The sequence below is a fragment of the Corallococcus llansteffanensis genome (assembly GCF_003612055.1).
In the GTDB taxonomy this organism is placed as follows: Bacteria; Myxococcota; Myxococcia; order Myxococcales; family Myxococcaceae; genus Corallococcus; species Corallococcus llansteffanensis.
Genome location: NZ_RAWB01000244.1, coordinates 1 through 14265, shown reverse-complemented (window position 1 = coordinate 14265; position 14265 = coordinate 1). Strand labels below are relative to the sequence as shown.

The 14265-nt window shown below is 67.5% G+C and carries 16 protein-coding genes; 2 read left to right on the top strand and 14 right to left on the bottom strand.

Annotated elements, in window-relative coordinates; genetic code table 11:
- Positions 1-904 (bottom strand): hypothetical protein (locus tag D7V93_RS22335; protein WP_147451272.1); only part of this gene is annotated, 904 nt, incomplete at its 3' end.
- A 68-nt stretch (positions 905-972) separates the two neighbouring features.
- Here D7V93_RS22335 and D7V93_RS44480 point away from each other — a divergent pair.
- Complete coding sequence (locus D7V93_RS44480; RefSeq protein WP_147451271.1) at positions 973-1272, top strand: hypothetical protein; 300 nt, start codon at positions 973-975, stop codon at positions 1270-1272.
- Here D7V93_RS44480 and D7V93_RS22330 read toward each other — a convergent pair.
- A complete protein-coding gene (locus D7V93_RS22330; RefSeq protein WP_147451270.1) occupies positions 1228-3096 on the bottom strand; it encodes a DUF8189 domain-containing protein in 1869 nt (622 codons plus the stop codon). The genes D7V93_RS44480 and D7V93_RS22330 overlap by 45 nt on opposite strands.
- A 225-nt stretch (positions 3097-3321) precedes the next feature.
- Complete coding sequence (locus tag D7V93_RS46775) at positions 3322-3669, bottom strand: zinc metalloprotease (RefSeq protein WP_244237435.1); 348 nt, start codon at positions 3667-3669, stop codon at positions 3322-3324.
- Between the two features lie 863 nt (positions 3670-4532).
- On the opposite strand from D7V93_RS46775, the gene D7V93_RS22320 reads away from it, so the two are divergent.
- Positions 4533-4754: a transposase gene (locus D7V93_RS22320; RefSeq protein WP_158623821.1), complete on the top strand. Its 222-nt coding sequence runs from the start codon at positions 4533-4535 to the stop codon at positions 4752-4754.
- 178 nt (positions 4755-4932) lie between these two features.
- On the opposite strand, the gene D7V93_RS22315 is transcribed toward D7V93_RS22320, so the two are convergent.
- From D7V93_RS22315 to ccmA, 11 genes are all read right to left on the bottom strand, one after another.
- Positions 4933-5490, bottom strand: a complete 558-nt coding sequence (locus D7V93_RS22315) for a hypothetical protein (RefSeq protein ID WP_120645338.1) — start codon at positions 5488-5490, stop codon at positions 4933-4935.
- A 177-nt stretch (positions 5491-5667) separates the two neighbouring features.
- Complete coding sequence (locus D7V93_RS22310; RefSeq protein WP_120645337.1) at positions 5668-6636, bottom strand: tetratricopeptide repeat protein; 969 nt, start codon at positions 6634-6636, stop codon at positions 5668-5670.
- Positions 6637-6639: 3 nt separating this feature from the next.
- Positions 6640-7146, bottom strand: coding sequence for a cytochrome c-type biogenesis protein (locus D7V93_RS22305; RefSeq protein ID WP_120645336.1), 507 nt, complete (start codon positions 7144-7146; stop codon positions 6640-6642).
- Positions 7147-7275: 129 nt separating this feature from the next.
- Positions 7276-8502, bottom strand: a complete 1227-nt coding sequence (locus D7V93_RS22300) for a zinc ribbon domain-containing protein (protein ID WP_244237434.1) — start codon at positions 8500-8502, stop codon at positions 7276-7278.
- 110 nt (positions 8503-8612) lie between these two features.
- Positions 8613-9173 carry a TlpA family protein disulfide reductase gene (locus D7V93_RS22295; RefSeq protein WP_120645335.1) on the bottom strand — a complete coding sequence of 187 codons (561 nt, stop codon included), beginning with the start codon at positions 9171-9173 and terminating at the stop codon, positions 8613-8615.
- Positions 9170-11194 (bottom strand): heme lyase CcmF/NrfE family subunit, encoded by a 2025-nt coding sequence (locus tag D7V93_RS22290; RefSeq protein ID WP_120645341.1) that lies wholly within the window; start codon positions 11192-11194, stop codon positions 9170-9172. The genes D7V93_RS22295 and D7V93_RS22290 overlap by 4 nt, the downstream gene beginning before the upstream one ends.
- Positions 11191-11685: a cytochrome c maturation protein CcmE gene (locus tag D7V93_RS22285; RefSeq protein ID WP_120645334.1), complete on the bottom strand. Its 495-nt coding sequence runs from the start codon at positions 11683-11685 to the stop codon at positions 11191-11193. The genes D7V93_RS22290 and D7V93_RS22285 overlap by 4 nt, the downstream gene beginning before the upstream one ends.
- 4 nt (positions 11686-11689) lie before the next feature.
- Positions 11690-11884, bottom strand: coding sequence for a hypothetical protein (locus tag D7V93_RS22280; RefSeq protein ID WP_120645333.1), 195 nt, complete (start codon positions 11882-11884; stop codon positions 11690-11692).
- A 3-nt stretch (positions 11885-11887) separates the two neighbouring features.
- On the bottom strand, positions 11888-12601 hold the full coding sequence (gene ccsA / locus D7V93_RS22275) for a cytochrome c biogenesis protein CcsA (RefSeq protein ID WP_120645332.1): 714 nt from the start codon (positions 12599-12601) through the stop codon (positions 11888-11890).
- A 3-nt stretch (positions 12602-12604) separates the two neighbouring features.
- Positions 12605-13300: a heme exporter protein CcmB gene (locus tag D7V93_RS22270; RefSeq protein WP_120645331.1), complete on the bottom strand. Its 696-nt coding sequence runs from the start codon at positions 13298-13300 to the stop codon at positions 12605-12607.
- Positions 13297-13968, bottom strand: a complete 672-nt coding sequence (ccmA, locus tag D7V93_RS22265; RefSeq protein ID WP_120645330.1) for a heme ABC exporter ATP-binding protein CcmA — start codon at positions 13966-13968, stop codon at positions 13297-13299. The genes D7V93_RS22270 and ccmA overlap by 4 nt, the downstream gene beginning before the upstream one ends.
- Positions 13969-14265 lie beyond the last annotated feature (297 nt).

Genomic DNA, 14265 nt, shown 5'->3' with positions numbered 1-14265 from the left:
GCTCCCGCCCGCCCAGGGTGGGGGTGTAGGTGAGGAAGGCGTCCGCGCCGCTGCCCTCCAGGGACTTGAGGTCGGAGGTGAGCCCGCCCGCGAGTCCTGCGGGGCCCAGGCGCAGCACGCGCACGGCGGCGCCAAAGCGCAACATCCCCGCGGAGCGGAACGACGTCCCCACGGTTGCCATGTATGACACGCCCCGGCCAGGCGGCGGTGCATCCACAGGCGGATTGGCATAGGTGAAGTTCGCGTCCACCAGCTGCGCTTCCGCCAGCTCCCGGTACTTGCCTTGCGCCTCCCGTGAGACCTCCTGGAGCTGGATGCGCTCGCTCCTCAGCGAGCCGTCCTCCTGGCGCAGCACGGTGCCCTGCACGCGGAAGAGCTGCTTGATCCGGAGAACCTCGTCGCCCTCGGACCAGATGTTGGGATCCAAGAGCTGGAAGCGGCCTTCCTTGTCCATGTACTCGTAGGCGATGACGGGCTGGCCTGCTGGCGCCGCGCCGTGACCTGGCTGCGCCGGAGCGGACGACTCCACGTGGGCGGATTCGGTGCCGCCCTGGACCTTCTCTTGGAGGTCGAAGAGGGCGGTGGAGAGGCTCTTCAGTCTGAGCGCATGCTCCTTGCTGAACTTCTCGAAGTCCGCGTCCCGCGACGTGAGCAGCTCGCGGTACTTCCCATCCAGGTCCGCCTGGGTGACGAGCTGCGAGTGCGCCATCCCGAGCCGGGTGTTCAGCACCTCGATTTCCTGCTCACGCGCGGTGAGGTGGCCGCTGAGCTGCCGCTGATACTCCGCCTCACGGCGCTCCCAGTCCGAGTCGCGGTAGCGGTGATAGAGCCAGGCGCCGCCCATCGCCGAAGAGGCGACCACGAACAGCAGCCAGAGCGATGGGCGCAGCTTGAGACCGGGCATGTGGCACCTCGTGCACCCTTTGTGCACCCCTTCCCGCCACGGCAGAAAACCCCCAGGAGCGCCACGAAGTGACAATTCTGGTGCGCGGCGGTGCGCACCAGGCCCGGAGCTCGTCCACGAGCGTGCACCGCATGTGGGCGGCATTGCGAATCCGCACCGGACTCGCCATGCCGCCCGAACTGGATTGCGGCGTCAGCGACCCTCCACTTCCCGACGTCGAGCAAGCGCACCCAATCCGCGCCTTACAGCACCCACAAATGACTGCCGATGAGGTGGTCAACACGTCCGATGTGGCGATTCACCACGATGATGACCCTCTCCTGTCAGAACATCATCAGGCAACTAATGCCCACATTGACAAACTCTGAGATGGCGCCAGGCGGACTGGATGTCGGGGGGATGTTGCTGATCTCGACAGGTGCAGACCACTGGCCGTAAAGCGGATCGGATGACGAAATGTAAAACAGGTCCCCGCTCGTGCCACTCTGGTAGAAGCAGTAGAGTTGAGTCCCGCCGCCGTTGTCATACGAAACAAAGGCGATGTTTGTCGGAGAGCTGCCAACGTTGATGCAGTATCCGGTCGTGGTCGGCGTATATCCCACCATGCAAATATAGTTTCCGGTGGTGTACGCCACGTAGACGTTGCCTCCGTACGTGCACGCCGCTGGCGAGGTATACGTGCTGTACGTCCCATACACACCCGTCAGGGCATCGATGGTCACTTCGGTATCTGATCCCCACCCAGTAGTGGTGTTGCGCACCGAGCAGTACAGCTTGCAGTTGTCGTTCGCAGCCGCATGAAAGACGTAGAGATTATCGCCCAAAACCGTTGCCGCGGGTGAGCTCCACAGGGCTCGGTCGGGCATCGGGCCCGAGGGATCCCAGCTTGCTCCACCATCGTAGGACTGGAGGTAGCAAAGTGCATTGCCAGGCTGCTGGTAGAACACGTAGAGCGAACCGTCGAATGCGACGGGACTGGGTGAGCCAGTCATCTTGTTACCGCCCAGCAGCGAGACCGTCGACCCCCAGCCGTTCTGGTCGTACGTGGCATAATACAGTGCCCCGGCAACGCCTTTCCCTTGGAAGAAGCAATAGATCTGATTGTTGTAGGCCATGAGGCCCGGTGACGAAGTGAGCGTGCTCGGAGACGCGGTCATATACGGTCCTCTCAGACTCCCGCCGGAGCTCTGCGGCGCGATCGGAGCACTGAAGAGTTGGCCGTCGTTTCCGGGCCCCTGCATCATGCAAATGAGCTGGGAGTTCAGCACAGCCAGGGACGGAGCGTCTGATAGCGCTGTGCCCTTGACCCAAAGCGGTGTGCTCCAGGTGCTTCCGTCCGATGAACTGACATAATAGAACATGTCGTCATTCCCGCCCCCCTCGTAGAGCACGTAGAGGATGCCGTCCACGACGGTGGCGCCCGGCACATTGGACATGGACACACTCGTTATCTGCTTGTCGCCGGCCCAGTTCCCCGCCGTATCCAGGACGTTGTACCAGAGCTGGCCATCAATCGAGCCCCCTTGGTGAAAGACATAGAGTTCGTCCTGGCCGGTGGAAGGATTGGTGAACACCGCGGTCGCAGGGGATGTGGACATCCCGACGTTGGGCACCTGGGTGCTGCTGCTCCAAGAGCCAGAGCTTCCGTCGCTCGATTTCGTATACCAAAGGCCCCCGCCGTTATCAGCCCCCTGGTAGAAGACATAGAGCTCACCGTTGAAGACAACAGCGGAGGGGCAGTCGGACATGACCGGGTCCGAGCCGATCTGCCAGTAATAGTCTTGGCCCATGATGGTGTAGCACAGCGTGCCGCTCGGCCCGAAGGTCCCCGTCGCATTGACTTTCACGCCCTGCCAGAAAACATACACCTGGCCATTGAAGGTCGCCGCACCGGCTCCGGTGGCGGTGGCAGCTACTTTGACTTCCGTCTGACCCGACCACTGAGTCCCATTCCAGGTGTTGTAGAACAGGTATTGGGTATCCGCGGGCATGCTTGGATAGAACACGTAGGTCTGGCCGTTGCATGACGCTACCGCTGGCGGATTGTTCGCAATGCTGTTGACCTCGAACGCCTGCCATAACGGTTGCCAGATCAGCGATGATTCCGCCCCCTTTTCTCCAACAGCAATACACAGGCTCTTGCCGTCACTTGCGGGTGAAAAGACTGCCATGATTCCAGTGCCATCTGCCATGGTGTTCTCCTCGCTTGGAATGGCGCATTGCGCCGGTGAACGACGTCGCCTTTCAAAGAGCGATGTCGCCTCTCAGCAGGAATGGCCTGCTGAAATTCTTGAATGACTATGTTTGCGACATGACGTGTCGGCGGAAGTTGCCGGCCACTTTCACCGCGGCGTCCTGCGCGGCCTCCCGCCGCCTGCCTGCGCGCGCACTCCTTGCCTGTCCGGCGCCCGCCGCAGTCAGGACAGGTGAAGACGTCGAAGTCGAAACTGCGCTTCAGCAGCGTCGCCCGGTCCCACCACGGCCAGCCGCCACAGGAAGGCGTCTACCGGGAGCACCAGGTGCCGGGTGCCGTCCGGCAGCGGCCGCTTCATGCGGTAGGAACGGCGCCCATCCTCCAGCCTCTCCAGCCCCTCCCTGTCATTGGCATGCAGGTGGGTGTTGCCGCAGGAGCCCGGCGTGTTGGGTTGATTCACCGGAGAGTCCTGCTCGTGCCAGAAACTCAGGGCGTGGCCGAACTCGTGCAAGGCGACGCCGCGGATGCAATATTCGCGATCATCTCCCGGCAATGATGCGTCATCGGCCACGGCCTGGCTGTCCGGGAAGGGCCTGGCCGCGGGATCGCAAGCCACGAGGAGCGAGGAGCGAGGAGCGCAACCCAGGAACCTGGGTCGCTCCAATGACACGTAAACTTTACTCATGTGCCGCCCCCGTGAGTCAATTCTCACTGCGAATCAATCAGTAACAATAAGTAGAAGCCAATGCAAGTGACGACAGGGTGGCATCACGCAATGGGCTGGTTTGGACTGGAATAATCCACCGCCCCAGACGGAAGACACGCCTTTGCTCCAGAGTTCGAACACCCGCATGGTTCCATAGCACGGCGCATTCATGACAATGATTAATCGGAATTGCCGTGAAATGGATGAGTGGCGGCCCTTGGTTTTAGGAGGGCGCGACACGCATGCAGTACATGTACATACGTGTCTGCATAAAGAAATGCTCATGTACATGAGGTTAAATCCATACGCAGAAGAATGATGGGTGCGCACCATCCCGGCCCCATCCACTCGTAGCGTCCACTCCTTCTCGGGCTCCGCCCTCGGTGTTGGAGATGGACCTGCGCCCCCGGCGGCGCGCGGGTGACGCACTTCAGCGCTCACGTGACACAAAAGAACAGCGTGGACAGAAACGTGCACCACGACATGAGCTTCCACGAAGGATGGGGCAGCGTCACGGCGCAGCTCACGGCGATCGCAGGAGGCATGCGTTGAACAAGGCGATGCTGATACCTGGCACTTCCCCTCGGCACGAACCTCCAGCTGTCGGACCGGACCGACCTGGTCCTTGAAGTCACGCCCCGGTACTCGCGCCGACGCTGCACGGATGACGTCGGAAACCGCGGCGCGGTCCGTGCGCTCACGCTCTCCACGGGCGTGGCCTGGACGCCGTGGCCTCGCGCCCGGGGCGCGTGAAGACGGGCGTGCAGTGGCGGGACCTACCCGAGAGCTTCAGCCACTGGAAGACGGTCTACAACCGCTTCCACCGTTGGGCGCAGGCCGGACGCTGGGAAGCCATCTTCAAGGCGCTGCGGCTCGACGTGGTTGAGATCGGCTCCCTCGCGGATGCATCGGTCATCCGGGTGCATGTAAGCCGCTCCACCTCGCGCTGACGCCAGCGCAGCAGCACGTGTCCACGATGGACGTCTGTGATGGTGAAGTCGGCCTTGAGTTCAAAACTCAAGAGGGCTGTGTGCTCTCTGTGTTTTGAGTGATGCGTGAATCACAGGCTGTCGGACTTCGGGTTATGGAATGCGTTGAGGCCCCCTCCGCAAACTGCGGGGGACGCCCTCAGGGAATTCGCTCAGGTGTGCTCGTAAAGAGCGCGTGGAAGAGCGTGGCCTCGAAGGGAACCTTCCGATGCACGTAGAGGGGCACAGGGACGCTGGCGATGGCTGACGGCAGCAGCCTCGCGCCCAGCTTTGACTCCATGAGCTTGGAGAGTGTTCGTCCGGGCTCCGTGGTCAGGGGCGGTTCCAGATCGAGCTGTCGGAGGATCCGCTCCGTCCCATACTCGAACTGAAGGCGAAACACCGTGAAGACGGGAGCCAGGATACTGGCGCAGCCAACAGTGACCCATTTCGAGGCGGGGGTTCCCGGAGCGTGCTCCGGATACACGGCACATCGGAAACAGGCATCAAGCGTCGCGGTGATGTCCGCGACGGTCTCTTCCGGAAACGCCTGCTCCATCTGGTCGAGCAGGGCGTCCCAGGACTGACGTTCCTGGAGCTTCAGGTTCCAGAGCGACCGAAGCCGATGTGCTTCAGGGCCAGGCTCCTGGCGCTCATGATCTCGTGATGGCCAGTAGTCCTGCACGATGCCCAGCAGCGTGCCGGCGTAGAGCGACATGGCCTTGCCTCGTCGCTTCACCTGCTCCTGGAAGCGCCGCCCGTGGCGCAGCCTGGAAGCAGCGTGGAACCGCAGCAGAGCGCGATTCCGAGCTTCCAGGCTCCTGACACACCCATGGCCCACCTCCAGGGGTGACACACCGCGGGGCCGGGAACACCGGCCCCTTGCTGCCAACGGCTACTGCTGGCCCACTTCCGCGCGGAGCTGGGCGACTGCCGGGGCGAGCTGCGGGGGCTGCATGTTCTTGGGCACTTCCACCGTGAAGCGCTCGAAGTGCGCCAGCGCGCCGGCCTTGTCCCCGCGGCGCAGCGCCAGGCTGCCCAGGAAGATGAGCGCCTCCTGCGCGTCCGGCCACGTGTTCACCAGCTCCACCAGCTCCTCTTCCGCGCCGGGCAGGTCACCCTGCGACGTCGCGCGCAGCACGCCCCGGTGCACCCGCAGCTCCACGTTGAAGGGATCCACGGCCAGCCCCTTCTGCGTCACCTTCATCGCCTCCGCGAAGTCCTGCTGGCGGATGAGCTCGTGGCTCAGCATCGACGCGGCCTCCACGTCGCTCGGGTTCGACTCGAAGCGCTGGCGCGCCTGCTCCAGCTCGTCGTTCTCACCCTGCGGCATGCCGCCCGCCTGCTGCTGCATGGGAGCGCCCATGCCCGGCGGCGTCGCGCCCGTGCCCATCTGGCCCTCCTCGCGCGGCTTCTGCTCGGAGACCAGCAGGTAGCCCAGCCCCCCGAAGAAGACCACCACGCCCGCGCCCCACAGCGCTCCCACCATCTGCGGGTTGCGCGCCGCCCAGCCCGTGGACGCCGGCACGTTGCGCGCGGGCGCGGCCTGCACCCCGGATGCCTGGCGCTTCTGGTGCTCGTCCCGGGCGCGCAGCGCGGCCGCCGCCTCGTGCTCCAGGCGCGACTTCTCCGCCGTGTAGTGCTCCGCGGTGAAGTGGTGCTTCTCCGCCTCCAGCGTGCGCAGCTGCTCGATGAGCGACTGCGCCCGCTGCGTCAGGTCCTCCGTCGTCCCGTCCGCCTTCGCCACGGCCCCAGGCGACGCGCCGCCCTTGCGACGCTGGAAGAGGAGCCACGCGGCCGCCAGCACGAAGGCGACCGAGAGGACGATGATTCCGGGCAACCAGTTGGTGGGCTCGGGCTGCATGGCTTAGCGCTCCAGCTCCCGGCGCACGGCCTGGAGATAGGGGTCGGCGTCGTCCGTCGACGGCACCGCGGGGGAAGAAGGGGAGGGGGCCGTCACGGCTTCGGCGGCCGCGGCGCCCTCGGGCACCGGCTTCCGCTGCCGGGCGATGACGAAGAGGCCGCCCAGCACGAGCACCACCGGGCCCAGCCACACGAACCAGTTGAAGCCCTCCGCGCGCGGCTCCAGCAACACCCACTCGCCGTAGCGCGCCACGAAGTAGTCGACGATCTCCTCGTCCGTCTTCCCGTCGGAGACCAGCTCGCGCACCTTGTCCAGCTGCGCGCGCGCCATCGACGACGGGCTGTCCGCCACGGAGAGCCCCTGGCACACCGCGCAGCGCAGCTTCTTCGCCAGCTGCTGCACCCGCGCCTCCCGGGCCGGCGCGAGCGGATCACTGGCGGCCTGCTGCGGCGCGTACTGCCCCGTGGCGAGGCTCAGGGCGAGGGTCAACGAGAGGAGAACGGCGGTCATCGGGGCTCCAGCGGGGGCCGTCCCTAACTACCGCCCCCTGACCGGTATTGCACAGCGAAACCTGGGACGCACGCCCGCCACCCAGGCCACCCTCCGCGCTTCCCTGGCGTCGAGTGGGCGACGGGGGGCTCAGCCCGGGTCGCGCTCGGTCTCCAGGTCCTGGTCGGGGTCGTAGGGCTCGTCCTCCTCCGGCGGGAGCTGCTCGCCAGGCTCGTCGCGGCCCAGGGCATGCCGTACCGCATAGAAGCCCACCGCGCCCAGGCCGAAGAGGAAGGCGAAGGGCCCCACGGCGAGGCGGACGCTGACGAGCGCCCAGAGGAGGCTCACGCTCACCGCGCCCACCGGCACCCAGCGGGCGAAGGCCGGGCGCTCCGTCTCCGGGCGCAGCGCGGCCAGCACCAGCACGGCCAGGAGCGCGAGCTCCGGCAGCTCCGACACGGGCAGGTCCCAGCCGGAGCGCCTCACGACTCCACCGGTCTGGTAGAGCGAGTCATCCGAGGGCCGGTTGCTCGGAATCACGCGCAGCTCCGGCGGCGCGCCGCGCACGCTCCCGGGCACCGGCACGTTGTCCGGCACCGGCGACCCGTCCGCCATCATCGTCCCCCAGGGGAGGAAGAGGGCGATGAGGCACACCGCGACGCCCGCCAGCGCCAGCACCCGGGGAAAGCCGAGCAGCGACCGGACATCGAAGTGGCGCCCCATGCCATCCGGGCCCTCGATGACCTGCTTGTACTGATCCACGACCACCAGCAGCGCGCCCGCCACCCACAGGAGCAGGAGCAGGTTGAAGCCCAGCAGCCCCACCGCGAGCGCCAGCAGCAGCAGCGTGTACGCGGCGGCGACCTCCGGCCGCAGCAGCACCGACGGCACGTGGTCCACCCAGCCCGGCGCCTCGCCGCTCCGGCGCAGCTCGCGCGCGACGAGCGCCACCCCGCCCACGAGCGTCAGCAGCGTGCCCAGCACGCCCACGTTGGGGAAGAAGGGGAGGATGGACAGCGCCAGGCAGAACGTCACCACCCCCACGCCCACCACGCTCTGCGAGTGGCCCGGCACGTCCTTCAGCCAGCGGGGCCCGGTGTACGAATCGTCCTCCTCGACCACGGGCGGCGGAGGGGCCTTCGCGGCGCGACCGGTGGTGACGCGGCTGGCAGGGGCGCGGCCCTGGCGGGCTTCCTCCTCCTCGTCCATCAGCTCCGACGCGTAGGCGGGCTCCGACATGGGCCGGCTGGGGCGCGTGCTCCGGCCCCCCGCGCGAGGCGCGGCGCTGGCGGGCCTGGCCGGCATCTTCGCGCCGCACTGCTCGCAGTACATCAGGCGGTCGTCCGCCGCGCTCTCACCGCACTCGGGGCACTGCATGGGCCTACCTCGCTCAGTCCAGGGGCCCGGGGGAGCCCCTGACTCGACGCCGACGGAAGGGATGTACTACGGATTCCCGGGCCCCCGCGAGGCGGGCACCCGGCCAGGCCCTAGCGCTGGCGCGCGGCTTCGGCGGTGGGCGCCGCGGCGGGCTGGGAGAGCTCGCGCACGCGCAGCGCCAGCGTCTGCGGATCAATGGGCCCCACGTGCTTGCCGCGGATGATGCCCTCCGCGTCGATGAAGTACGTCTCGGGCACGCCCGCGACGCCGTAATCCACCGCCATGCGCGAGCGTTCATCCATGAGCTGCGGGAAGCTGGCGCCCATGCGGCGCAGGAAGTCGCGCGCGTTCTCTTCCGTGTCCTCGAAGACGACGCCCATGAACACGGCCTGGGAGCCCATCTCCCGCGCGCCCCACTCGAGCACCGGGTGCTCGTACTTGCAGGGCCCGCACCACGACGCCCAGAAGTTGAGCACCACCGGGTGGCCCTTGAGGTCCGCGAGCTTCACGTTCTCGCCGCCGTCCAGCGGCTTGAGCACGAAGGCCGGCGCGGGCGAGCCCTTGAGCATGAAGGGCACCTCGTGCGGATCCCGCCCGAAGCCCTTGAAGAGGACGAACAGCAGCGCCACCGCGACCGCGGCGAACACCAGGGGAAGCCGCCAGCGCTTCATGCCGCCCCCCGTTCCGCGTCACCGCCCGCGAGGGGAGGGGAGGCGCCCACCGTCGGCGCTTCCGCGCGCACCACCGCCGCCTTGCGCTGCGGCCAGACGGCGATGAGCGTGCCCAGCAGCAGGATCGGCAGGCTGTACCAGATCCATCCCACCAGCGGGAACACCCAGACGTTGAAGCTCGCCGTGCCGGAGGACTCGCTGAAGGCCATCAGCGACACGTACAGGTCCTCCTTCGGCGACTCCCACACGGCGGGGGTCCCGACGGGGTCGGTGCTCCGCTCGTAGTAGTTCATCCGGGGACGCAGCTCCGTCACCTTGCCGTTGGGCGCCGTCACCTCCAGGCGCGCGGCGACGAAGGTGCGGTGCGGCTCCTCGCCGCTCGACAGGCCCTGGTACTTGAGCTGGTAGCCGTCCAGCATCAGCGTGGCGCCCTTCTTCAGCGTGCCGGACGTGTGCGTCACGTACGCGCTGGAGGCCGCCACGGCGACGATGATCATCACGATGCCCAGGTGCACCACGTAGCCGCCGAAGCGGCGGCGCGCCTTGCCCGTCGCCGTGGCCAGCGCGGTGACGAAGCCCTCCTTGCGCTCCTTCATGCGCACGCGCACCGGCACCGCCAGCTCGCGCAGCGTGACGACGGTGACGAACCCGGCCAGGCCGAACGTCATCAGCGGATACACGCCGCGAAGCCCGCCGAGCAGGCACGCCGCGGTGACGAGCAGGCCCACCGCCGCGGGGATGATGAACTGCCGGCGCAGGGACGCCTTGTCCGGCGTACCCCACGGCAGCACCGGGCCCACGCCCATGAGGAAGAGCACCGCGATGCCGCCCGGCACCGCCATCTTGTTGAAGTACGGCTCACCCACGCTCACGCGGATGCCGCGCACCGCTTCGGACACCAGCGGGTAGAGCGTGCCCAGGAGCACCGTGAAGGTGATGGCCACGAACACCAGGTTGTTCACCAGGATGCTCGCCTCACGGGAGACGAGCGACGTCAGGTTCCCCTCCGGCGCCAGCAGGTGGCCGCGCGTGGCCAGCAGGCCGATGCACACCACCAGCAGGATGGCGATGAACACGAGGAACGTGGGCCCGATGTCCGACTGGGTGAACGAGTGCACCGAGTTGAAGATGCCCGAGCGGGTCATGAACGTGCCCAGGATGGTGAGCACGAAGCTCGCCAGCGCGAGGCTGAGCGTCCACAGCTTCAGCATCCGCTTGCGCTCCTGCACCATGGTGGAGTGCATGAACGCTGTCGCGGTGAGCCACGGCAGGAACGACGCGTTCTCCACCGGATCCCACGCCCAGTAGCCGCCCCAGCCCAGCACGGCGTACGCCCACCAGGAGCCCAGCACGATGCCCAGCGTGAGGAACATCCAGGCGATGAGCGTCCAGCGGCGCAGCGGCGCCATCCACGCTTCGCCAATCTCCCCGCGCAAGAGGCCCGCCACCGCGACGCCGAAGGGCACCGTCATGCCCACGTAGCCCAGGTAGAGCATGGGCGGGTGGATGATCATCAGGAAGTGGTTCTGCAGCAGCGGGTTGGGCCCGGGCCCGTCCGCCGGCACCGGCGACACCGCGCCCCAGGGGTTGGCGGGGCCCGCGATGAGGAAGGCGAAGAAGATGCCCACGGCCAGCATGGTGCCCAGCGCCAGCTGCATGTAGCGCGCGTGCTCGCGGCGGTGCACGTAGGCGAACGCCGCCACGTACACGCCCATGATGAGGCCCCAGAAGAGGATGGAGCCTTCCAGCGCGCTCCACAGCGACACGATGGTGTAGATGAGCGGCGTCGCGCGGCTGCCCACCTGGGCCACGTACTTCACGCTGAAGTCGTGGTTGATGAGTGCCTCCACCATCACCAGGTTGCTGCCAATCATGCACGCGGCGAAGCCCCACACCGCGCGCAGCACCCAGGGGTAGCTCGCATCCGAGCGGCGCATGCCGCCCACCAGCCCGATGATGGCGCCGAAGGCCGCGAAGGCCAGGCCCGCCAGCACCAGCCCGTAACCCAAAGCTCCGTTCACGGCGCCCCCGGAGGCGTCGCGGTGGCCGTGGTGGCCCCTTCCGCCAGCGTGTCCTGCCACTTGCGCGGGGACTCGCCTTCCTTGGGCGCGCGGTACTCGTTGGAGTGGTTCACCATCAGGCGGTTGGAGGTGAAGACGCCGCCCTGATCATAGGTGCCCTCCACGACGACGCCGATCTTCTCCCGGAACATCTGCGGGGGCGTCTCCAGCGAGCGCACGTGCACGCTCTTCGAGTCCGGCTTCGCGTCGTCCGCCACGCGGAACTCCAGCGTGGTGTGCGCTTCATTCCACTGGATGCTGCCCGGCTGCACCACGCCGCCCAGGCGGATGGTGGCCGACTGCGCCTTGTCCGCGTTGGAGAGCAGCTCCGACGGGCTCCAGTAGTAGACGAGGTTGTCCCCGATGTTGCCGAAGGCCACGAAGGCGAGGCCGGCGCCTGCGACGAGCAGGGCTCCCAGCGCGACGAGTCGGTTGCGGTTGACGGGCGTCATGGGCTCACTCCTTCGAATCGGACGCGGCGCGGGGGCGGCGGGCCCAGAGGGAAACCGAGTAGAGCACGAAGGCCGCCACGGAGATGCCGTAGCAGGCGCCTACATAGCCCCAGCCGCCCTGCAGGCGGCCACTGCCCACGGTGGTCTGCGCCAGCACCATCAGCGAGGACACGGAAGACAGCGAGGTCAGCGCGATCATGGGTCAGGCCACCTTCGAGGAATGGGCCGCGCGCAGCGCGGGGTCGTCCGTGGGCAGCGCCTCCGGGAGGGCCACCTCCGCCCGCCGCTCGGCCAGCGCGATGCGGTAGCGGTGCACGAGGAAGAGGATCATCAGCGCCAGCATGCCGAACGCCGCGACGCGCAGGGGCAGCACCATCTGCGGGTCCACCGTCTTGGGGCTGGACTGCGTCTGGTGGAGGCTGCGCCACCAGCGCACGGAGAACCACACGATGGGCAGGTTGATGGCCCCGATGATGGCCACCACCGCGCTCCACACCGCGCGCTTCTCCGGGTCCTCCACGAAGCGGCGCAGCACCAGGTAGCCCGTGTAGGCCACCAGCAGGATGGCCTCCGACGTCAGGCGCGGGTCCCACGACCAGTACACGCCCCAGGTGGGACGGCCCCAGATGGAGCCGGTGATCATCCCCAGCGTGCCGAAGAGCAGGCCCACCTCCGCGGCCGCCTCCGCCAGCGCGTCCGTCTTCCAGGACTGGCGCAGGAGGTACGTCACCGCGGCGACGAAGTTGATGAACATGGCCATCATGGCCATCCACTGGAGCGGCACGTGGACGTACATGATGCGCTGCACGTCGCCCATCTCGCGGTCCGGCGGCGCCCAGGCAAGCCCCAGCCACCAGCCCCAGCCCAGCAGGCCCAGCGCGAGCGCCGGCAGTCCAAACTTCACGAACTTGTTCATCCTTCAGTCCTCGATGACGCGCGGGAACAGCAAGAAGCCCACGCTCCAGTAAATCAGGTTGAACCCCAGCAGCAGCCCCTGCCAGGAGCCCAGCTGCTGCATCGGGTCCCCCTGGAGCACGAGCGTGGTCCCCTTGGCAGCGGAGAGGAGGGCCGGAATGACGAGCGGGAACAATAGCAGAGGCAGCAGCACATCCCGCGCCCGGGCATGGCTGGAAATGGCCGCATACACGGTCCCCGGGGCGCTGAGCGCCAGGCTGCCCAGGACCAGGATGCTCGCCAGGTCCCCGACCCCGGTGACGATCTTCACCCCGTACAGGGCCACCATCACCGGCACCAGCACCACGCCCAGCGCCAGGAGCAGCAGGGCGTTGCCCAGCGCCTTGGACAGGAAGATGGCGCGCGCGTCCGCGGGGGCCAGGCGCACGCCGTCCAGGCAGGCGTTCTCCGTCTCCACACGGAAGGACTCGCCCAGCGACAGCACGCTGGCGAAGAGGATGGCCAGCCACAGGTAGCCGCCCGCGTTGCGCTCCAGCAGCTTCGTGTCCGGGCCCAGCGCGAAGGAGAACAGCAGCAGCGTCGCCATGGCGAAGAACACCAGCGCGTTGAGCCGCGCGCGCGTGCGCCATTCGATGAGCAGGTCCTTGCGCATCAGGACGAAGGTCGTCTTGAGCAGGCCCAGGGGGCGCGTCTTCCTCATGCCACCACCGCCCGGCCGTCCTGCAGGTGCAGCCGCTCCTCGCACAGGGTGAGCCCCTGTTCGATGAGGTGGGTGGCCAGCACCACGGTGGTGCCGCCCGCCTTCAGCTCCGCGATGACGCCCTCCATGTCCTGGATGCCGGCCGGGTCCAGCTCTCCGAAGGGCTCGTCCAGGAGCGCCAGGGCGGGGGACTTCATCAGGAGCCGCGCGATGGCCAGGCGCTTGCGCATGCCCGCGCTGAAGCCGCGCACCGGGCTGTCCGTGCGGCGGGTGAGACCCACCCGGTTGAGCAGCCCGTCCGTGACGTCCTCGGGCGCGTCCACGCCCAACAGCCGCGCGAGCACCATGAGGTTCTGGTGCGCGGTGAGGTCCTCGTAGAGGAAGCTCGCGTGGGACAGCAGGGCCACGTCGCGGCGCACCGCCTCCCGATCCGCGACGGCGTCCCGGCCCAGCACCTCCACCCGGCCCGCGGTGGGGCTGAGCGCGGTGGCGATGAGGCGCAAGAGCGTCGTCTTTCCTGATCCGTTGTGCCCGGTGAGCAGCAGCGAGCGGCCCGGGGGCAGGGCATAGGTGAGCCGAGCCACCGCCCAGCGGCGCCCATAGCGCTTGCTCACGTCATGGAGGGCGAGCGCGGGCGCGGGCACGGAGCCTGGGGCGGGAGGAGGCATCAGCGGGCTGTTTCGTAGCCGGAAACCCCGTTGTTCACCAGTGAAACCCCAGGACCTGCCCGCGGGAGGAAGGGAAGTTTTTACGCCTGCTTCCTCCGCCCCCCTTCCCCGGGAGGCTGAAAGGATTTCCCCACCTTTGGGCGGACGACTTCCCTGCCGCACCCCGGTATGAGCCCGGCAGGTACCTGGGAGCCCCTACACACACATGGTTTCAGTGCTTTACGGTGTATTTCCCTGCCCTTGGGTCCTGGCATCCGCCGTGCAGTGACGCTGGCCGGGGCCTGTTCCATTGGGGGG